This window comes from Sphingopyxis sp. (assembly GCF_965279755.1).
In the GTDB taxonomy this organism is placed as follows: domain Bacteria; phylum Pseudomonadota; class Alphaproteobacteria; order Sphingomonadales; family Sphingomonadaceae; genus Sphingopyxis.
Genome location: NZ_OZ257261.1, coordinates 1240152 through 1260342 on the forward strand (window position 1 = coordinate 1240152; position 20191 = coordinate 1260342).

19 protein-coding genes are annotated in these 20191 nt (G+C 65.5%); 13 read left to right on the forward strand and 6 right to left on the reverse strand.

Features of this window, described 5'->3' with window-relative positions; translation table 11 throughout:
• Together ACQY80_RS06110 and gluQRS are read right to left on the reverse strand one after the other, a co-directional pair.
• Complete coding sequence (locus ACQY80_RS06110) at positions 1 to 225, reverse strand: HIG1 domain-containing protein (protein ID WP_428684654.1); 225 nt, start codon at positions 223 to 225, stop codon at positions 1 to 3.
• Between the two features lie 9 nt (positions 226 to 234).
• Entirely contained in the window at positions 235 to 1086 is an 852-nt protein-coding gene (gene gluQRS / locus ACQY80_RS06115; protein ID WP_428684656.1) for a tRNA glutamyl-Q(34) synthetase GluQRS, read from the reverse strand.
• A 170-nt stretch (positions 1087 to 1256) separates the two neighbouring features.
• Here gluQRS and ACQY80_RS06120 point away from each other — a divergent pair, with 170 nt between their 5' ends.
• From ACQY80_RS06120 to ppc, 3 genes are all read left to right on the forward strand, one after another.
• The gene (locus ACQY80_RS06120; protein ID WP_428685768.1) at positions 1257 to 1823 is read left to right on the forward strand and encodes an HNH endonuclease; all 567 of its coding nucleotides are present in this window, start codon (positions 1257 to 1259) and stop codon (positions 1821 to 1823) included.
• Between the two features lie 73 nt (positions 1824 to 1896).
• Positions 1897 to 2319 (forward strand): YbaY family lipoprotein, encoded by a 423-nt coding sequence (locus ACQY80_RS06125; RefSeq protein ID WP_428684658.1) that lies wholly within the window; start codon positions 1897 to 1899, stop codon positions 2317 to 2319.
• A gap of 65 nt (positions 2320 to 2384) precedes the next feature.
• Complete coding sequence (gene ppc / locus ACQY80_RS06130) at positions 2385 to 5054, forward strand: phosphoenolpyruvate carboxylase (RefSeq protein ID WP_428684660.1); 2670 nt, start codon at positions 2385 to 2387, stop codon at positions 5052 to 5054.
• 50 nt (positions 5055 to 5104) lie between these two features.
• Here the strand turns inward: ppc and ACQY80_RS06135 are convergent, their stop codons facing one another.
• The 4 genes from ACQY80_RS06135 to ACQY80_RS06150 form a co-directional block, all read right to left on the reverse strand.
• Positions 5105 to 5623 carry a hypothetical protein gene (locus ACQY80_RS06135; protein ID WP_428684662.1) on the reverse strand — a complete coding sequence of 173 codons (519 nt, stop codon included), beginning with the start codon at positions 5621 to 5623 and terminating at the stop codon, positions 5105 to 5107.
• Between the two features lie 187 nt (positions 5624 to 5810).
• A complete protein-coding gene (locus ACQY80_RS06140; protein WP_428684664.1) occupies positions 5811 to 6614 on the reverse strand; it encodes an SDR family oxidoreductase in 804 nt (267 codons plus the stop codon).
• A 16-nt stretch (positions 6615 to 6630) separates the two neighbouring features.
• Entirely contained in the window at positions 6631 to 7749 is a 1119-nt protein-coding gene (locus tag ACQY80_RS06145) for an acyl-CoA dehydrogenase family protein (RefSeq protein ID WP_428684666.1), read from the reverse strand.
• 3 nt (positions 7750 to 7752) lie between these two features.
• Positions 7753 to 8934: an acyl-CoA dehydrogenase family protein gene (locus tag ACQY80_RS06150; protein WP_428684668.1), complete on the reverse strand. Its 1182-nt coding sequence runs from the start codon at positions 8932 to 8934 to the stop codon at positions 7753 to 7755.
• Positions 8935 to 9104: 170 nt separating this feature from the next.
• Here ACQY80_RS06150 and ACQY80_RS06155 point away from each other — a divergent pair, with 170 nt between their 5' ends.
• From ACQY80_RS06155 to ACQY80_RS06200, 10 genes are all read left to right on the forward strand, one after another.
• The gene (locus tag ACQY80_RS06155; protein WP_428684670.1) at positions 9105 to 9962 is read left to right on the forward strand and encodes an SDR family NAD(P)-dependent oxidoreductase; all 858 of its coding nucleotides are present in this window, start codon (positions 9105 to 9107) and stop codon (positions 9960 to 9962) included.
• Positions 9959 to 11410 carry an MFS transporter gene (locus tag ACQY80_RS06160; protein WP_428684672.1) on the forward strand — a complete coding sequence of 484 codons (1452 nt, stop codon included), beginning with the start codon at positions 9959 to 9961 and terminating at the stop codon, positions 11408 to 11410. Before ACQY80_RS06155 ends, ACQY80_RS06160 begins: the two co-directional genes overlap by 4 nt.
• The gene (locus ACQY80_RS06165) at positions 11407 to 12846 is read left to right on the forward strand and encodes an MFS transporter (protein ID WP_428684674.1); all 1440 of its coding nucleotides are present in this window, start codon (positions 11407 to 11409) and stop codon (positions 12844 to 12846) included. Before ACQY80_RS06160 ends, ACQY80_RS06165 begins: the two co-directional genes overlap by 4 nt.
• A gap of 113 nt (positions 12847 to 12959) precedes the next feature.
• Positions 12960 to 14249: an acyl-CoA dehydrogenase family protein gene (locus ACQY80_RS06170; protein ID WP_428684676.1), complete on the forward strand. Its 1290-nt coding sequence runs from the start codon at positions 12960 to 12962 to the stop codon at positions 14247 to 14249.
• A 24-nt stretch (positions 14250 to 14273) separates the two neighbouring features.
• Positions 14274 to 15365: a Zn-dependent alcohol dehydrogenase gene (locus ACQY80_RS06175; RefSeq protein ID WP_428684678.1), complete on the forward strand. Its 1092-nt coding sequence runs from the start codon at positions 14274 to 14276 to the stop codon at positions 15363 to 15365.
• Positions 15362 to 16435 (forward strand): phosphotransferase family protein, encoded by a 1074-nt coding sequence (locus tag ACQY80_RS06180; RefSeq protein WP_428684680.1) that lies wholly within the window; start codon positions 15362 to 15364, stop codon positions 16433 to 16435. Before ACQY80_RS06175 ends, ACQY80_RS06180 begins: the two co-directional genes overlap by 4 nt.
• On the forward strand, positions 16432 to 17205 hold the full coding sequence (locus tag ACQY80_RS06185) for an SDR family NAD(P)-dependent oxidoreductase (protein ID WP_428684682.1): 774 nt from the start codon (positions 16432 to 16434) through the stop codon (positions 17203 to 17205). Before ACQY80_RS06180 ends, ACQY80_RS06185 begins: the two co-directional genes overlap by 4 nt.
• Before the next feature lies 1 nt (position 17206).
• Entirely contained in the window at positions 17207 to 18010 is an 804-nt protein-coding gene (locus ACQY80_RS06190; protein WP_428684684.1) for an SDR family NAD(P)-dependent oxidoreductase, read from the forward strand.
• A gap of 15 nt (positions 18011 to 18025) precedes the next feature.
• Positions 18026 to 18973: an aldo/keto reductase family protein gene (locus ACQY80_RS06195; RefSeq protein ID WP_428684686.1), complete on the forward strand. Its 948-nt coding sequence runs from the start codon at positions 18026 to 18028 to the stop codon at positions 18971 to 18973.
• Between the two features lie 8 nt (positions 18974 to 18981).
• Positions 18982 to 20184, forward strand: a complete 1203-nt coding sequence (locus ACQY80_RS06200; protein WP_428685770.1) for a serine hydrolase domain-containing protein — start codon at positions 18982 to 18984, stop codon at positions 20182 to 20184.
• Positions 20185 to 20191 lie beyond the last annotated feature (7 nt).

The following is a 20191-nucleotide window of genomic DNA, read 5'->3' on the forward strand; positions in this document are numbered from 1 at the left end:
TTAGCTGCCGCCGGCGGTCAGGCCGATAATGATGAGCAGGATGATGGTGATTGCCTGCCACTTCACGCGCGCCATCATCATCTTGTTCTGCAGCACCTGATTTTCGTGCGCGGTGCCGTCCATCGCCGCGCGGTGTCCCTGCGCGAAATAGAAAAGCCCACGAGCCAGCGAGAAGAGGACGAAGCCAGCCGCTCCGATGACGGCAAGGACGAGGATGATCTGCATGACACCACTTTACGGATTTTGCAGCGAATATCCAGCGGGAAGCCGTCCCGCTCGTAAATCGGCGGCGAGCGCACGTCCGTCGACCCCGGCGTCGCGAAGCGCCGCGAGCCCGGCGGCGGCATCGCGCTTGGCGAGGCGCTTGCCGTCAGGGCCGCACACGAGGGCGTGGTGGCGATAGAGCGGCGTCGGAAGGTCGAGCAGCGCCTGGAGCAGCCGGTGAACATCGGTCGAAGCGATGAGGTCGGCGCCGCGGATCACATGCGTTACCCCCATCGCCGCATCGTCCACCGTGCTCGCGAGATGATAGCTGGCGGGCGCATCCTTGCGCGCGAGGACGACATCGCCGTGCGCCAGCGGGTCGGCGGCGCGCGTACCCTGTCCTTCCTCCTCCCAGACGAGTTCGCCAGCAAGCGCCACTGCGCGCGCCATGTCGAGCCGCCAGCAATGCGGCTCCGACGCCACGCGGCGCGCGCGTTCGGCGTCGGAGAGGTGGTGGCAGGTGCCCGGATAAAGGATACCGGAAGGTCCGTGCGGCGCGGCGAGGCTTTGCGCGATGTCGGCGCGGGTGCAGAAGCAGGGATAGACGAAGCCCCGCGCGCGAAGCCGTTCCAGCGCCGCGGCATAGTCGCCGAGATGCGCCGACTGGCGCACCGGATCGCCGTCCCATGCAAGGCCAAGCCAGTCGAGATCGGCGAGCGAGGCGGCGACAAACTCCTCGCGCGAGCGGCTGCCGTCGATGTCGTCGATGCGGATATGGAAGCATCCGCCAGCCGCGCGCGCCGCTGCATGCGCCAGTGCGGCGCTATAGGCGTGCCCCAGATGCAGGTCGCCGGTTGGACTGGGCGCGAAGCGGGTCAGCATCGCGGCGCAAACGAATCCATATGCTGTGCCGCGCCGAAATGAATCATTCCATATCTTGCGGCACATGCCCCCTTGACGCCAGATTCTGATGCGTCATGTAATGACAGTGTCACGCGCGGGAGGCAGTGGCGCGCCATCCCGTGAAGCAATGGGGGCAGCGTTACCAAGCCATGTTCCATCCCGATCTTGCCCGGCATCCCGACTCGTGTCCTGCCCTGGTATTGAACGCCGATTACACGCCGCTCAGTTACTATCCCCTGAGCCTGTGGCCGTGGCAGACCGCGGTCAAGGCGGTTTTCCTCGACCGCGTCACGATCGTCGAAAATTACGAGCGCGAGATTCATTCGCCGACGCGGACGATGCCGATCCCCAGCGTGATCGCACTCCGCCAATATGTGAAGCCGTCGCAATATCCGGCCTTCACGCGCTTCAACCTGTTCCTGCGCGACCGCTTTGCGTGCCAATATTGCGGGTCGGGCAAGGATCTCACCTTTGACCATGTCGTCCCGCGCCGCCTCGGCGGGCGCACGACGTGGGAAAATGTCGCGACCGCCTGCGCCCCGTGCAACCTCAAAAAGGGCGGCCGGACGCCGCAGCAGGCGCATATGCCGCTGCACCAGCAGCCGTGGCGCCCGACGAGCTGGCAGTTGCAGGACAATGGCCGCTGCTTCCCGCCGGGCTATTTGCACGAAAGCTGGATCGACTGGCTTTATTGGGATGTGGAACTGGAAGGCTGAGAAGGATAGTATCCCGGGACAGCGAAGGTTCACCTCGGCCATCCTATCGGGCCGCCAACAAAGGAGACCCGACATGATCCGTACCGCCCTTCCTCTCGCCCTCGGCCTCGCAAGCCTGTCGCTCGGCGCCTGCGCGACGATCATGCCTTCCGAACAGCCCGTCGCGGTGACCGGCAGCATCGCCTATCGCGAACGCATCGCGCTGCCGCCGACGGCGCAGGTCGAAATCCGGCTCGACGACGTCAGCCTTGCAGACGCGCCGTCGCGCACGATCGCGCAGCAATCGTTCACGGCGGACGGCCGGCAGGTGCCTTTTGTGTTCCGGCTGACCGTTGACCAGCGCCGCCTCGATCCGCGCCACAGCTATGCGGTATCGGCGCGCATCACCGACGCCTCGGGCCGGCTGATGTTCATCACCGACACGCGCAATTCTGTTACATTCGATGGCCGCCCGGCGATCGACATGGGCATGCTGAATCTCGTCAAGACGAACTGATCTGTCCCAGGCATAGCTATGCGCGGCTTGACCCTGCCCCTTCGCAGGTGCAGCAAGCTGGGCCCATGGGCCCACCGATCCAGATTTCGCAAAATCCCGACATCCGCTATCTCGGGCGGATCCTCGGCGATGTCATCCGCGCCTATGGCGGCGAGAAATTGTTCCGGCAGACCGAATATATCCGTTCGGTCAGCGTCGACCGGCATCGCGGCCTCGACGGCGCCGAAGCGATCGACACCGGGCTCGATGCGCTGAGCCTCGACGACACCGTCGCCTTCGTGCGCGGTTTCATGCTCTTCTCGATGCTCGCGAACCTCGCCGAGGACCGGCAGGGCGTGGCGGCCGAGCCTGAAGCAACGGTCGCCGCGGCGCTCGGCAAGCTGCGCGCCGACGGAATCGACGCGCAAGCGGTCGCGGCGCTGCTGAACGCCGCGCTCGTCGCCCCGGTATTGACCGCGCACCCGACAGAGGTGCGGCGCAAGTCGGTGCTCGACCACAAGAACCGCATCGCCGAGCTGATGGGGCTGCGCGACGCGGGGCAGGACGAGACGCCCGAAGGCGACGTCGTCGAGGACGCCATCCGCCGTCAGATCGTGCTGCTGTGGCAGACGCGGCCGCTGCGCACCGAAAAGCTGTTCGTCGCCGACGAGATCGACAATGCGCTGACCTATTTGCGCGACGTCTTCCTGCCGGTGCTGCCCAAGCTCTATGCGCGCTGGGAAGCCGAACTCGGCCAGCGTCCCGCCCCCTTCCTGCGCGTCGGAAGCTGGATCGGCGGCGACCGCGACGGCAATCCCTTCGTCACCGCCGAAACCCTCCAGATGGCGACCAGCCGCAACGCCGCGGCGGTGCTCGGCCATTATGCCGACGCCGTCCACGCGCTCGGCGCCGAACTGTCGGTCTCGTCGGGGCTCGCCCCCGTTCCCGAAGCCGTCGAGGCGCTCGCCGAGGCCAGCGGCGACAATGCGCCGAGCCGCGGCGACGAGCCCTATCGCCGCGCGCTGTCGGGCATCTATGCCCGCGTCTGCGCGACTTATGCGGGCATCGTCGGCAAGCCGCCGCCGCGCCCGTCGGCGCTGAAGGGCAAGGCCTATGCCACCCCGGCCGATTTCCGCCGCGACTTGCTCGTGATTGCGAACGGCCTGTCGGCAAGCGGCGAAGGCCAGCTCGGCGGGATCGGCGCGCTCGGGCGGCTGATCCGCGCGGTCGAGGTTTTCGGCTTTCACCTCGCGACGCTCGACATGCGGCAGAACAGCGCGGTCCACGAACGCGTGCTCGCCGAACTGCTCAAGGTGTCGGGGGTCGAGAGCGACTATCTGGCACTGGACGAAGAGGCGCGGGTTGCGCTCCTTCGCAAGGAGCTCAGCGTCAACCGTCCGCTCGCAGCAAGCTGGCATGAATGGAGCGAGGAAACCGCGGGCGAACTCGCGATCGTCCACGCCGCCGCCTCGGTTCGGGGCCGCCTCGGTCATCAGGCGATCGTCCAGTGGATCATCAGCAAGGCCGAAAGCCTGTCCGACCTGCTTGAGGTCCATGTCCTCGCGCGCGAAGCCGGGCTGTGGTCGGCCGAGGGGCAGGACACGCTGATGGTCGTGCCGTTGTTCGAAACCATCGCCGACCTCGACGACGCGCCCACGATCATGGCGCGCTATTTCGCGCTGCCCGAAATCGCGCCGCACATTGCCGCGCGCGGGCATCAGGAAGTGATGATCGGCTATTCGGATTCGAACAAGGACGGCGGCTATCTGACCTCGACCTGGGGGCTGCATCAGGCGTCCGACGCGCTGACCCCGGTGTTCGAGGCAGCCGACACGTCGATGCAGCTGTTCCACGGCCGCGGCGGCGCGGTCGGGCGCGGCGGCGGCAGCGCCTTTGCCGCTATCCGCGCGCAGCCGGCGGGCACGGTGCAGGGCCGCATCCGCATCACCGAACAGGGCGAGGTGATCGCGGCGAAATATGGCACCGCCGAGAGCGCGGCGACGAACCTCGAGGCGATGGTCTCGGCCAGCCTGCTCGCGAGCCTCGAGCCCGAGGGCGTGGCGGACGCCGACCATGGCCGCTTCGTCGCGGCGATGGACGCTTTGTCCGATACCGCTTTCGCCGCCTATCGCGGGCTCGTCTATGACACGCCGGCGTTCAGAGATTTCTTCCGCGCGATGACCCCGATCGCCGAGATCGCGGGGCTCAAGATCGGATCGCGCCCGTCGAGCCGCACCAAATCGACCGCGATCGAGGATCTGCGCGCGATTCCATGGGTGTTCAGCTGGGCGCAGGCGCGCACGATGCTGCCGGGCTGGTACGGGACGGGCGAGGCCTTTTCGGGTTTCGGCGACAAGGCGCTGCTCGCCGACATGGCGGAAAGCTGGCCCTTCTTCGGCGCGCTGCTGGGCAATATGGAAATGGTGCTCGCGAAATCCGATATGGGAATCGCGGCGCGCTATGCCGAGCTCGCGACCGGGGTCGAGGGGCATGACGCGATCTTCACCCGCATCCGCGACGGCTGGAACCGCGCGCATGACGGGCTTCTCGCCATCACCGGACAGTCGCGGCTGCTGGAAAAGAATCCGGCACTCGAGGCGTCGATCCGGCTGCGGCTGCCCTATATCGAGCCGCTCAACCTGCTGCAGATCGAACTGATGAAGCGCCACCGCGCGGGCGAAACCGACCCGCGCATCGGCGAGGGCATCCAGCTGACGATCAACGCGATCGCGACGGCGCTGCGGAACAGCGGGTAAGCCTTTCGTCATTGCGAGCGAAGCGAAGCTCCTCGCAATGACGTGGACGATCAGCTTTTCGTGATCAGCACCTTGCCCTTGGCATTGGCCCCGTCGGGGGCGAAGCTGATTGCGAAATCCTCGCCATCCTTCGTCTTGCCCGTGAGTGTGTCGCCCGAGCGCGCCACCGCGACGCTCTTCTTTGCGAACTCGGCGGCCATCCAGTCGGCGGCCTTCTTCGGCGTGGCGGGCGAGGTGAAGCCCAGTTCGACCTTCGCCTTGTCATTGCCGTCCTTGGCGAGCGGATCGACGTTGACCGTCGTGACGTTGCTGCCGGGGTAAAGCTTCACCCCGTCGATGTCGAAATCACCCTCGATGTCGAGGTTGGCGAAATCGGGAAGCTTCATGTCGAGCCCGACGCCGTCGCCGCCGATCTTGATCCGGCCGCTGCCATCCTTGTTGGTGCTGATCTGGACCCCGCCATGCTCGTCGCCGGCGTTGACCGAAACTTCGGGCTGGTCTTTCTTGTCCTCGCCCTGCCCGCAGGCGGCGAGAAGCATCATCGGGGGGATCAGATACGCGAAACGCATGGCACATCTCCTTGGTGCATTATCTGGATAATACACCCTGTGATGCTGGAGTCAACTTTTCACCCCTCGTCATGCTGAACTTGTTTCAGCATCCATGGCCGGACCCCGCCGAAAACGCAGCGTGAGCTTAGAGGTCAGGTCATGGACCCCGAAACAAGTTCAGGGTGACGAAAACTAAAGGCCGGGCTTACGCGTCGATGCTGGTTTTCAGATCGCCGTGGACGAGTCCGCCGTCGACCGCGATCGTGTCGCCGACGACATAGTCGCCCGCTTTCGATGCGAGGAAGATCGCGGCGCCCGCCATGTCTTCGGGCACCCCGATGCGCTTGACCGGGATGCTCTTCGCGACCGCGTCGCCATGGTCGCGCGCGGCCTTGTTCATGTCCGACTGGAAGGCGCCCGGCGCGATCGCGGTCACGATGATGTTGTCGGTCACCAGCCGCGCCGCAAGGCGCTTGGTGAGATAGAGGATCGCCGCCTTCGACGCGTGATAGCTGTAGGTTTCCCACGGATTGAGGCGCAGGCCGTCGATCGAGCCGATGTTGATCACTTTCGCCGGGCGTTCGGCGGTGCCCGCCGCCTTGAGCAGCCCGTGCAGCGCCTGCGTCAGGAAGAAGGGCGATTTGACGTTGATGTCCATCACCTTGTCCCAGCCCGCCTCGGGGAAGCCCTCGAACGGTTCGCCCCAGGCCGCACCGGCATTGTTGACGAGAATGTCGAGCCGCTCCTCGCGCGCCTCAAGCTCCTTCGCCAGCGCGCGGCACCCTTCGACGGTCGCGAGATCGACCGGCAGGCCGATAACCTTGCCCGGATAGCGCGTCTCGAAATCGGCGACCGCTTCCTCGATCTGCGCGGTCTTGCGCGCCGAGATATAGACGCGCGCGGCGCCCGCGGCGAGATAGCCCTCGACGATCATCTTGCCGATCCCGCGCGAGCCGCCGGTGACGAGCGCGATGCGGCCGTCGAGGCCGAACATGTCCTGAAGGTTCATCTGTCTTCTCCCCGGCTCAATAGCCGTTCATGCGGGCAACCTGGTCGATGTGGTAATGCACATCGCCCATATATTCCGCGAGCGCACGGTCGCGCTTCATATAGAGGCCGATGTCATATTCGTCGGTCATGCCGATGCCGCCGTGCATCTGCACGCCTTCGCGCACCGCAAGGTTGGCGGCACGGCCGGCCTTTGCTTTCGCGACAGAGACCATCAGCTTCGCGCCTTCGCTGCCCTCGTCGAGCAGTTGCTGTGCCTTCATCACGGTGGCGCGCGCGACTTCCATCTCGCCATAGAGATGCGCGGCGCGGTGCTGGAGACCCTGGAACTCGCCGATCAGCTTGCCGAACTGCTTGCGTTCCTTGAGGTAGGTGACGGTCATATCCATCGCGCCTTGGCCGACGCCAACCATTTCGGCGGCAGCGCCGGTGCGGGTTGCCGCGAGCAGCGCGTCGAGGATCTCGCCACCGGCATCGACCTCGCCGATCACCGCATCGGCATCGACCTCGACGCCGTCGAGCGTGACATGGCTCGCCAAGCTGCTGTCCACGAGGCGGCGCGGATCGGCGGTGACTCCCTTCGCGTCCTTCGGCACCGCGAACAAGGTGATGCCGCCGTCGGTCTTCGCCGCGACGATGCTCATGTCGGCGACATGGCCGTGGAGCACGAAGCTCTTCTTGCCGTCGAGGCGGAAGCCGTTGCCCGCGCGCGTCGCGGTCGTCGCGATACGGTCGGGGCGATGTTTGGCGCCTTCGTCGATCGCGAGCGCGATGATCGCCTCGCCCGATGCGATCGCCGGGAGCCAGCGGCCCGCCTGCGTTCCGCCCGCTTTCGCGAGCGCGGCGACCGCGCCGACGCCGGTCGACAGGAAGGGCGACGGGGTCAGGTTGCGGCCGATTTCCTCGAGCACGATCCCCGCTTCCATATGCCCCATGCCGAGCCCGCCATGCGCCTCGGGAACGAGCATGCCGGGCAGGCCCATTTCGGTGAACTGCGCCCAGAGGTCGCGCGAGAAGCCGGTGGCATCGGCGCTGTCGCGCAGGCTGCGGAGGTGCGACACGGGGGCCTTTTCGGCCACGAAGGGCGCGACGCTGTCCTTGAGCATCGCCTGGTCGTCATTGTGATAGAGCGGCATGGATCAGGCTCCGGGCAGGTCGAGGATACGCTTGGCGATGACGTTGAGCATGACTTCGCTCGTCCCGCCTTCGATCGAATTGGCCTTGGTCCGCAGCCAGCCGCGTGCCCGCGCGCCGCCCTTGGTCTCTTCGCTGTCCCATTCGAGCGCTTCGCTGCCGCCGCCCGACATCACGAGTTCGTGGCGGCGCTTGTTGAGCTCGGTCCCGACATATTTCATCATGTTCGACGAAGCGGGGTGTGCCCGCCCGGTCTTCCACATATCCATGAAGCGTTCGCCCATCGCGCGATAGGCGAAGACATCGACGTCGAACACCGCCATTTCGGCGCGCAGGATCGGATCGTCGAGCTCGCCCGCCGCATTCTTGCCGAACGCCTTGGCAAAGGCGCCGCCGATGCTGACCATGTCGCCGCCCGCGCCGCCGCCCGAGATCATCTCGCGTTCGTGGCCGAGCAGATATTTGGCGACGTCCCAGCCGCGGTTGATCTCGCCGATGAACTGCGTCTTCGGCACCTCGACATCGTCGAAGAAGGTCTCGCAGAAGGGCGAGTTGCCCGAAATCAGCAGGATCGGCTTGGTCGTGACGCCCTTGCTCTCCATGTCGAAGAGCATGAAGGTGATGCCCTGGTACTTGTTCGCCTTGTCGGTGCGGACGAGGCAGAAAATCCAGTCGGCCTTGTCGGCATAGCTGGTCCAGATCTTCGATCCGTTGACGACCCAGTGATCGCCCTTGTCTTCACCGAAAGTCTGCAAAGACACGAGGTCGCTGCCCGAACCCGGCTCCGAATAGCCCTGGCACCAGCGGATTTCGCCGCGCGCGATCGGGTTCAGATACTGGACCTTCTGCTCCTCGGTGCCGAATTGCAGCAGCGCGGGGCCGAGCATCCAGATGCCGAAGCTGTCGAGCGGCGAGCGCGCATGAATGCGCTTCATTTCCTGCTTGAGGATCTTGGTCTGCTCGGCCGTCAGGCCGGCGCCGCCATAGGGCTTCGGCCAGTCGGGAACGGTATAGCCCTTCGACACGCAGGCATCGAGCCACCGCTTCTGCGCGGCGTTCTTGAACTTGAAATTGCGCCCGCCCCAGCAGACGTCATCCTCGTCGCGGATCGGCTCGCGCATTTCGGGGGGACAATTGGCTTCCAGCCACGCGCGCACTTCGGCGCGGAAGGCGTCCAGATCGCTCATTTTCAGGCTCCTCTTCTGGACCCGAAACTAAGGCCTGATCGCTGCTTTACGCAAGCGTCAACTTGAACCCCGAAACCGACGCTACGGCGCCGTAACGGAAGGTCGACGGCCGTTGACGGGGGCCGCTTCGCCCCTAAGCTAGGTGGCAAAATAAAACGGGAGCAGAGGATATGCGATTCGCAGGCAAGGTCGCCGTGGTCACTGGCGCAGCATCGGGCATCGGCAAGGCCGCGGTGCTGAAACTCGCGGGTGAAGGCGCGCATGTCTTCGCTGCCGACATCGACGAAGCGGGCGGCAAGGCGCTGGCCGAACAGTCGAACGGCAAGATCGACTTCGTCCGCTGCGACGTCACCGTCTCCGCCGATATCGAGGCGCTGATGAACGCGGCGGCAGCAAAAGCGGGCGGCATCGACATCGTCTTCAACAACGCTGCAGCGGGCGGCGACCGCGCCCCGATCGACGAGATCAGCCCCGAAGGCTGGGACCGGACGATGGACCTCGTCCTCAAATCGGTCGCGATGGGGATTCGCTACGCCGCCCCGCACATGAAGGGCCGCAAGGGTGCGAGCATCGTCAACACCGCAAGCGTCGCGGCGCTCGGCGCAGGCTATTCGCCGATCGCCTATGCCGTCGCGAAAGCCGGCGTACTCCACCTCAGCAAGGTCGCGGCGACCGATCTGGCGCAATACGGCATCCGCGTGAACGCGATCTGCCCCGGCTTCATCAACACCAACATCTTCACCGCCTCGCTGGACGTCCCGGGCGAGCTCAAGACGCAGGCGAATGAAGTGATCGCGCAGATGAGCGCGCAGGCGCAGCCGGTCGCGCGCGGCGGCCAGCCCGAGGATATCGCCAACGCGGTCGCCTATCTCGCGAGCGAGGAATCCTCCTTCATGACCGGCACCCACCTGCTGGTCGATGGCGGGCTGACGATCGGTCAGCGCCATGCATGGGATAAGGAAACGCCGGGGATGTTCGATGCCCTGCTGGCCATGGAGGAAGCGGCGAAAGCCGGTACCGCGGCGTGAGCGCCGATACCCCGGCGTCCACGCGCCTGCCGATCCGGCTCAAGCTGTTCCACGGCCTCGGCAGCGTCGCCTATGGCGTCAAGGACAACGGCTTTTCGACCTTTCTGCTGATCTTCTACAGCCAGGTCGTCGGGCTCGACGCCAGCCTCGTCTCGCTGGCGCTGATGTTCGCGCTGCTCGCCGATGCCTTCGTCGATCCGCTGATCGGCTATTTCTCCGACCGCACCTACACGCGCTGGGGCCGGCGGCATCCGTGGCTCTACATCGCCCCGATCCCGCTCGGCTTTGCGTGGATGCTGCTGTGGTCGCCGCCCGAGGACCATAGTCATATCTTTGCCTATCTGGTGGTCGTCGCGGTCTTGGTTCGCACGCTGGTGTCGTGCTGCGAGGTGCCGTCGCAGTCGCTCGTCGCCGAGCTGACCAGCGACTATGACGAGCGCACCGCGCTGGTCCGCTTCCGCTTCCTCTTCGCGTGGGGCGGCGGGCTGCTCGTCTTCTTCCTCGCCAACACGGTCTTCCTGCGCCCTGATGCGACGCACGAGTTCGGCCAGCTCAATCCGGCCGGCTATTGGCTCTACGGCCTCTGCGGCGCGATCATCATGGCGGTGACGGTGCTGATCTCGGCGCTCGGCCAGCATCGCCGCATCGCGCACCTGCCGGCGACCAAACCCGAGCCCGGTTCGCCGAAACGTCTTTTTGCCGAGATATGGGAGTCGCTCCGTCACCCCGCCGCGCTGATCCTGCTCGGCGCGTCGCTGATCGCGATTTCGAGCACCCAGATGACCTTCACGATCTCGAACTTCCTCTACCTCTACGTCTGGCGGTTCTCGGACGGCGCCTTTGCCGCGCTGCCGTGGCTGCTGATGGTGAGCGTGCTGGCGTCCTTTGTGCTCGTGCAGCCGCTTCACCACCGCTTCGGGAAAAAGCGGGTCGCGGTCGTATGCGGCGTGATCAGCACGATCTTCTGGGTCGTGCCGTTCGCTCTGTTCCTGTCGGGCCATTGGCCCGCAGCGGGAACGGGCTTTTCGAGCAATCTGCTGATGGGCTTCATCCTGATCTCCAACGTCAATGCGGTGATGGTGATGATCTCCGCCCAGTCGATGCTCGCCGACGTCGTCGAGGCCTCGCAGGTCGAGACCGGACGCCGTACCGAAGGGGTGTTCGCCGCGGGCTGGATGTTCGTCCAGAAATGCGCGACCGCCGTCGGCATCGGCCTCACCGGCCTGCTCATCAGCCTGTCGGGGCTGCCGTCGAAGGCCGTGCCCGGACAGGTTGCGCCCGAAGTCGTCGACCGGCTGGTCCTCAGCTACAGCGTCATCGTCATCGTCGCGACGATCCTGTCGACCTGGATTTTCTCGCGCTTCCCGATCAACCGCGCCGACCATGAAGCGCGGCTCGCCGCGCTCGCGGTGGCAGAGGCATCGTCGGAAGCGACCGGCCTACAATGACCGCCGCCGCTCTCCCCGGCGCGCTGCCGGCGCGGATCAAGCTCGCGCACGGACTGGGGGCGGTCACGCTCGGCATCAAGGAGGCGGGACTCACCACCTTCTTCATGCTCTATTACAATCAGGTGCTCGGCTTCGATCCGCGCACCGTGTCGCTGGTGCTGATCGCCGCGATGTTCGTCGATGCGATGGTCGATCCGCTGATCGGCCGCCTGTCGGACGCGACGCGCACGCGGCTGGGCCGGCGGCTGCCCTGGCTCTATGGCGCTGCGGTGCCGATGGCGATCGCCTGGGCCCTGCTGTGGGTCTCACCCGACATCGCGACGCATTCGACGCTGGGCCTTGCGCTCAATGTCATCGCGGTGCGTGTCCTCGTTTCGGCGTGCGAAATTCCGTCGATCTCGCTCGTCGCCGAACTGACGCGCGACTATGACGAGCGCACCACGCTGGTGCGCTTCCGTTTCCTCTTCGGCTGGCTCGGCGGGCTCGTCGCGACCGCGCTGGCTTACAACATTTTCCTGAAGTCGGACGATCCGACGAAGAGCGGCCTGCTCGATCCCTCGGGCTACACCGCCTTCGGCCTGTTCGGTGCGGTGCTGATCCTCGTGACCACGCTGGCGTCGGCGGCCGGCCAGCACCGCCGCATCCTGTCGCTGCCCGTCGCGGCAACGCCGCAGCATGGTAAGTCGATGCTCGCCGACATCCTGCTCGCCTTCCGCAACCCCGCCTTCCTCGCGCTGGCGGTCGGGGCGCTGTTCATCATCACCGGCTATGCGACGACGATCTCGTCGATCAACTATGTGATGCTTTACGTCTGGCAGATGACCGACGCGCAGCTTCGTCTCTATCCGATCGGCCTCGCAATCGCGGTGTTCGGGGCTTTCGCCGCAGTCGGGATCGCGCATCGCCGCTTTGGCAAGCGCGACACGGCGATCGCTGCGGTCCTGCTGAGCGGGGCGATCGCCTTTCTCCCCTACGCGGCACGCAACCTCGGCTGGTGGCCCGACCTCGGCAGCTGGACCTCGATGACGCTGCTGCTCGCCTTCATGACGGTGTCACTCTTTGGCCTGATCGTGGCCAACATCTCCTCCTCGTCGATGGTGGCGGAAATCGTCGAGGCGCACGAGATCGAGCATGGCACGCGGATCGAAGGCGTCTTCTTCGCCGGCTATCTGATGGTGCAGAAATTCGGGCAGGCGCTCGGCATCTTTCTGGTCGGTCAGCTCGTCGCCTATGTCGGGCTGGGCGAGCAGGTCCGGCCCGAGGACTGGCCCGCGAGCGCCGCCGCGACGATGTCATGGATTTTCGCCGCGCTGATGGTGCTGATCGCCGCCGCAGCCGCGACGGGCCTGCGCCGCTATGCCATCGACCGCGCGAGCCACGAAGCCCGGCTCGAGGCGCTCGCGGGCGTCAAGGATCGCGAACCGCCGGTGCCGTAACGCAAGCTTGCGCGACGGCCTGCGCGGGAGCAATTTTATGCGCCGCGGGACTTGGCAAGGCTGGCGAATCGGTCCAAGGGTTTACGTAAACGTAAAGGGAAAGGAACGCGCAGATGGACTTCGATCTCACTGACCGGCAGAAGCATTGGCAGGGCCGGGTCCGCGAATTCATCGAGCGCAAGGTCCGCCCCGCCGTCCCCGTCTACAAGGAACAGGATGCCGCCGGCGACCGCTGGAAAGTCATCCAGGTCGTCGAGGATCTGAAGGCCGAGGCGAAGGCCGCGGGCATCTGGAACCTGTTCATGCCGCCCAAGTCGGCCGCGCACCATCATGTCGACGAGACGTTCGAATTCGAAGGCCCCGGCCTCACCAACCTTGAATATGCGCTGTGCGCCGAAGAAATGGGCCGCGTCGGCTTCGCGAGCGAGGTCTTCAACTGCTCGGCGCCCGACACCGGCAACATGGAAGTCTTCCACCGTTACGGAACCCGCGCGCAGAAGGAAAAATATCTCGGGCCGCTGATGAATGGCGAAATCCGCTCGGCCTTTCTGATGACCGAACCGCAGGTCGCCTCGTCCGACGCGACGAACATCGAAACGCGGATCGAGCGCGACGGCGACGATTATGTCATCAACGGCACCAAATGGTGGTCGTCGGGCGCAGGCGATCCGCGCTGCACCGTGTCGATCGTGATGGGCAAGACCGACTTCGGGGCCAAGCGCCATGCGCAGCAGTCGATGCTGGTCGTGCCGATGGATACGCCGGGCATCAACATCAAGCGCCACCTGCCCGTCTTCGGCTATGACGATGCGCCGCACGGCCACATGGAAATCGAGCTGAAGGATGTCCGCGTCAACGCCGAGGACGCGATGCTGCTCGGCGAGGGCCGCGGGTTCGAGATCGCGCAGGGCCGCCTCGGGCCGGGCCGCATCCACCATTGCATGCGTACGATCGGCACTGCCGAGGAAGCGCTGGAACGCATGTGCAAGCGGCTGCAGTCGCGCGTGGCGTTCGGCAAGACGATTTCCGAACACAGCGTCTGGGAACAGCGCATCGCCCGCGCGCGCATCGATATCGAGATGACGCGCCTGCTCTGCCTGAAGGCGGCCGACATGATGGACAAGGTCGGCAACAAGTCGGCCGCGGCCGAAATCGCGATGATCAAGGTGCAGGCGCCGAACATGGCGCTGCAGATCATCGACGATGCAATCCAGGCACATGGCGGCGGCGGCGTCAGCGATGATTTCGGGCTCGCCAAGATGTACGCCGGCCAGCGCACGCTGCGCCTTGCCGACGGTCCCGACGAGGTGCACGCCCGCGCGATCTCGCGCATCGAACTCGCCAAGCATTCGCCCGCCAGCGACCCCGGCTTCTCGTCGGGCGACATCGGCGTTTCGCGCTAGAATCTGATCATCCGGAGAGAGAGATTGACCAAAGCTGCCGTTCTGATCGAGCCGGGCAAGCCGCTCGTCATCGAAGATGTCGTCGTCGACAAGCCCGGTCCGCACGAGGTCCGCATCCGCACCGCCGCCTGCGGGCTTTGCCATTCGGATCTGCATTTCATCGACGGGGCCTATCCGCACCCCCTGCCCGCGATCCCCGGCCATGAGGCGGCGGGCATCGTCGAGGCGGTCGGCAGCGAAGTGCGGATGGTGCAGGTCGGCGACGCGGTCGTCACCTGTCTTTCGGCCTTCTGCGGCCACTGCGAGTTCTGCGTTTCGGGCCGCATGTCGCTTTGCCTCGGCGGCGACACGCGCCGCGCGCCGGGATCGGCGCCGCGCATCACGCGTCCCGACGGCTCGCCGGTCAACCAGATGCTCAACCTCAGCGCCTTTTCGGAGGTGATGCTGGTCCACGAACATGCCTGCGTACGGATCGATCCCGACATGCCGCTCGACCGCGCCGCGGTGATCGGCTGCGCGGTGACGACCGGCGCGGGAACGATCTTCAACGCGTGCAAGGTGACCCCGGGCGAAACCGTCGCGGTCGTCGGCTGCGGCGGCGTGGGCCTAGCGACGATCAACGCCGCGAAGATCGCCGGCGCGGGCCGCATCATCGCCGCCGACCCGGTTCCCGAGAAGCGCGAGTTGGCGAAGAAGCTGGGCGCGACCGACGTCGTCGATGCTCTCGCCGACGATGCGGCAAAGCAGATTCTCGAGCTGACCAAGGGCGGCGTCGACCATGCGATCGAAGCCGTCGGGCGTCCGGCGTCGGCCAGCCTCGCGGTCGCATCGCTTCGCCGCGGCGGCACCGCGACGATCCTCGGGATGATGCCGCTGTCGGAGAAGGTCGGCCTCAGCGCGATGGACCTGCTGAGCGGCAAGAAGCTGCAGGGCGCGATCATGGGCGGCAACCGCTTCCCGGTCGACATTCCGCGCCTCGTCGATTTCTACCTCCGCGGCCTGCTCGACCTCGACAGCATCGTCGCCGAAACGATCCCGCTCGAACGGATCAACGAAGGCTTCGACAAGATGAAGAAAGGCGATGCCGCGCGGTCGGTCATCGTGTTCGACCAATGACGGCGGCGATGGACGCGCAGAAGCTGTTCAGCGGCACGGTGGCCCCCGAGGGCGCCGACCTGCTCGACGAAGCGAAGCTCACCGCCTGGATGGAGGCCAATGTCGAGGGCTTCGAAGGCCCGCTGACGCAGGGCAAGTTCGCCGGCGGCCAGTCGAACCCGACCTACAAGATCAGCGCGCCGTCGGGCAATTATGTGCTGCGGCGCAAGCCCTTTGGTCAGCTTCTCCCCTCGGCGCACGCGGTCGACCGCGAATATAAGGTGCAGGCGGGCCTTCATAAGACCGGCTTCCCCGTCGCGCGCCAATATGGGCTTTGCACCGACGACAGCGTCGTCGGCAGCTGGTTCTATGTCATGGGCATGGTCGACGGCCAGACGATCTGGGATGGATCGATGCCGGGGTCGACGCCGGAAAACCGCCGCGCCACCTATGACGCGATGATCGACACGCTCGCCGCATTGCACAGCGTCGACGTCGAGGCGGCGGGCCTGTCGGACTTCGGCAAGCCCGGCAATTATTTCGGCCGTCAGGTCGATCGCTGGACCAAGCAATACCGTCTCTCGGAAACCGAGACGATGGACGAGATGGAACAGCTGATCACCTGGCTGACCGCCACCCTGCCCGAACAGACGCGCACCAGCGTCGTTCATGGCGACTATCGCATCGACAATATGATCTTTGCGAAAGACCGTCCCGCAGTGCTCGCGGTGCTCGACTGGGAGCTGTCGACGCTCGGCGACCCGCTCGCCGATTTCACCTATGTGGCGATGGCGTGGGTGACGGAGAATGGCGGCCGATCGGGGGTCATGGATCTCGACCGCAAGGCGCTCGGCATTCCCGAACTCGACGAGGTCGTTGAACGCTATTGCGCCGCCACCGGTCGCGACGGCGTGCCCGACATGAACTGGTATTTCGCGTATAACTTCTTTCGCCTCGCAGGCATCATGCAGGGGATCAAGAAGCGCGTCATCGACGGCACCGCCTCGTCGAGCCATGCGAAGGAAATGTCCGAGCGCGTTCTGCCGCTGGCGCAGAAAGCGTGGGACTTCGCGAAGAAAGCGGGCGCATGAACCTGTTCGACATGACCGGCCAGGTCGCGTTGATCACCGGATCGTCGCGCGGCATCGGCAAGGCCATTGCGGAAGCAATGGCCTTTCACGGCGCCAGGGTCGTGATTTCGAGCCGCAAGCAGGACGCCTGCGACGCGGTCGCCGCCGAACTCAACGCGAAATATGGCGACGGCACGGCGATCGCGATCGCCGCGAATATCTCGTCGAAGGAAGGTTTGCAGAATCTCGTCGACGAGACCGTCGCCGCGCTCGGTCCCGTTACCACGCTCGTCTGCAACGCCGCGTCGAACCCCTATTATGGGCCGTCGGCGGGGATCAGCGACGACCAGTTCCGCAAGATCATGGAGAACAATATCCTGTCGAACCATTGGCTGGCGCATATGTGCGCGCCCGCCATGCTCGCGGCGGGCAAGGGATCGATCATAATCATCAGTTCGATCGGCGGTCTCAAGGGATCGTCGATCCTCGGTGCCTATGCGATCTCGAAAGCCGCCGACATGCAGATGGCGCGCAATCTGGCCGACGAGTTCGGTCCGCAGGGCGTCCGCGTCAACTGTATCGCACCCGGCCTCATCAAGACCGACTTCGCGCGCGCGCTGTGGGAAAACCCCGACAATCTGGAAGTCTCCACACGCCGCTCGTCGCTGCGCCGCATCGGCGACCCCGAGGAAATTGCGGGCGCCGCGGTCTTTCTTGCGAGCCGCGCGGGCGGCTTCACCACCGGCCAGACGATCGTGATCGATGGCGGCAACACTTCGAGCGGAGGATAAAATGGGCGCTTTGGACGGCAAGATCGCGATCATCACCGGCGCCGGTTCGGGCATCGGCCGTGCGAGCGCGCTGCGCTTCGCTGCCGAAGGCGCAAAACTCGTCATCGGCGACAAGACCGCGGCGGTGCATGAAACCGCGCGGTTGGTGAAGGATGCCGGCGGCGAGGCCGCCGCGCTCGAGATCGACGCGGGCGTCGAGGCCGATGTCGTATCGTTGGTCGCGGCCGCAAAGGATACTTATGGCGCGCTCGACATCGCCTTCGCCAACGCCGGGATCATCGGCGACATGGGCGGCATTTTCGATTTCGATCCGGCCGCCTGGGCCGAGACGCTGCGCGTCAATCTGATCGGCCCCGCACTGATGGTGAAGCACGCCGGCAAGGCGATGGTCGATCAGGGCCGTGGCGGCGCGATCGTGCTTACCGCCAGCGTCGCCGGGCTCAATTCGGGCGCCGGTCCGGGCGCCTATTCGGCGTCGAAGGCGGGCGTCATCAACCTCGCCAAGGTCGCAGCGCAGCAGCTTTCGACCAGCGGCGTGCGCGTCAACGCGGTGTGCCCCGGCCTGACCGAAACCGGCATGACCAAGCCGACCTTCGACTATGCGAAGGCCAAGGAGGTTACGCACAAGCTCGGCCAGCTCAATCCGCTGCGCCGCGCGGCGCAGCCCGAGGAGCTGGCGAATGTCGCGCTCTTCCTTGCCAGCGATCAGGCGAGCTATGTCAACGGACAGGCCATAGCGGTCGATGGCGGCCTTACCAGTTCGCACCCGGTGACGCGCCAGCTGCTGGGCCAGACCTCGCACTAAAGAGGATTTCGGACGATGCAGTATCGGCAGCTTGGCGACAGCGGGATCGAGGTTTCGGCAATCTGCCTCGGCAGCTGGCTGACCTATGGGGTCGGCGTCGACGACAGCGCCGGGCGCGCCTGCGTCGATGCGTCGTTCGATGCCGGGATCAACTTCATCGATACCGCGAACATCTATGGCCGCGGTGCGGCGGAAAGCTTTCTCGGCGACGTGCTGAAAGGCCGACCGCGTGACAGCTATGTGCTCGCCACCAAGCTGTTCTTCCCGATGACCGAGACCGACAAGGGGCTGCCGGCCGCGCAGGTGGCGGAGCAGATCGATGCCAGCCTGACGCGGCTTCGCACCGACTATGTCGATCTCTATCAATGTCACCGCTACGATCCCGACACGCCGCTCGAGGAAACGATGGCGGCGCTGTCCGAGGTCGTACGCAGCGGCAAGGCGCGCGCGATCGGCTTTTCCGAATGGTCGCCCGAACAGATCGAGGCCGCGGTCGCGCTGGCGCCGCCGTCGGTCAAATTCGTGTCGAGCCAGCCGCAATACAGCCTGCTCTATCGCCGGCCTGAGGCGAAGGTGATCCCGGTCAGCATCGCGAACGGTATCGGCCAGATCGTCTGGTCACCGCTCGCGCAAGGGGTGCTGAGCGGCAAATATCTGCCCGGCGCGGCACGGCCCGAAGGAAGCCGCGCGACGGGCGACGATGCACATTATATGCAGCAGTTCCTGACCGATCCGGTGCTTGAGGCCGTGCAGAGCCTGAAGACAATTGCCGACAAGGCCGGCTGTTCGCTTCCCCAGCTTGCGATCGCCTGGGTGCTCGCGCAGCCCGGAATCACCAGCGCGATTGTCGGTGCAAGCAAGCCCGATCAGTTGCGCGAGACCGCCAGGGCAGCCGATCTGGACATAGACCCGGCGCTTCTTGCCGAAGCCGCCGCCATCCTCGAAGGAGTTCGCGTTTCGTGAGCCGCAAAGTGATTCAGGGTTTCGATACCGCGCGGCTGGACCGCATTCCGGCCTTTCTGGACGCCAAATATGTCAGCACCGGCCGCCTGCCACACGCCGCGACCTTGGTGTCGCGCCGCGGCGAGATCGCGCATCTGTCGTGCATCGGAGAGGCGCGTCCCGGCGAGGCGCTGCAAGAGGATGCGATCTTCCGCATCGCCAGCATGACCAAGCCGATCACATCGGTCGTCTTCATGATGCTGGTCGAGGAAGGCAAGGTCGCGCTCAGCGATCCGCTGGTCAAATTCTGCCCCGAATTCAAGGAAACCGGCGTTTTCGTCGCGGGTGGCGGCAATGTGCCCTTCCTGACCCGTCCGCCGGCGCGCCCGATCCTGATGGTCGACTTGCTCCGCCACACTGCGGGGCTGACCTACAGCTTTCAGGAGCGCACGCCGGTCGACGCCGCCTATCGCAAGACCAAGATCGACGATTTCGACGCCGATTACACGATGGACAGCTTCATCGCAGGTCTCGCGAAGATTCCGCTGCAGTTCGACCCCGGCGCGCACTGGAATTATTCGATGGCGACCGACGTTCTCGGCGCGGTGATCGAACGGATCGAGGGCAAGCCCTTTGCACAGGTTCTGCAGGATCGCCTGTTCGGCCCGCTCGGCATGGTCGACACCGGCTTCAAGGTGCCCGCCGACCAGCAGCACCGGCTGACCGACTGCTATGCCTTCGATCCCAAGGAGAAGATGAAGGCGTTCGATGGCGGCGATCGCAGCCGCTGGGCGAAGGACCGCAGCTTTCCGTCGGGCGGCGGCGGACTGGCCTCGACGCTCCACGACTATCATCGTTTCTGCCTGATGCTGCTGGGCGGCGGCAAGCTCGGCGATGTGCGGATCATCAGCCGCAAGACGCTCGACCTGATGACGTCGAACCATCTCGTCGGCGGCGGCGACCTGACGCAGCACAGCGTCGGGATCTTTTCCGAAGACGAAAATGCCGGGGTCGGCTTCGGCCTCGGCTTCGCGGTCACGCTCGATCCGGCGCAGGCCGGCATCCCGGGCTCGGCCGGCGATTTCTATTGGGGCGGCATGTTCTCGACCGGCTTCTTCGTCGATCCGGTCGAGCAGATCTGCATGGTCTTCATGACCCAGCTCATGCCCTCTTCCACCTATCCCGTGCGGCGCGAGGTCAAGACGCTTGTCCACGCCGCCATCGATGACTGATTGAACC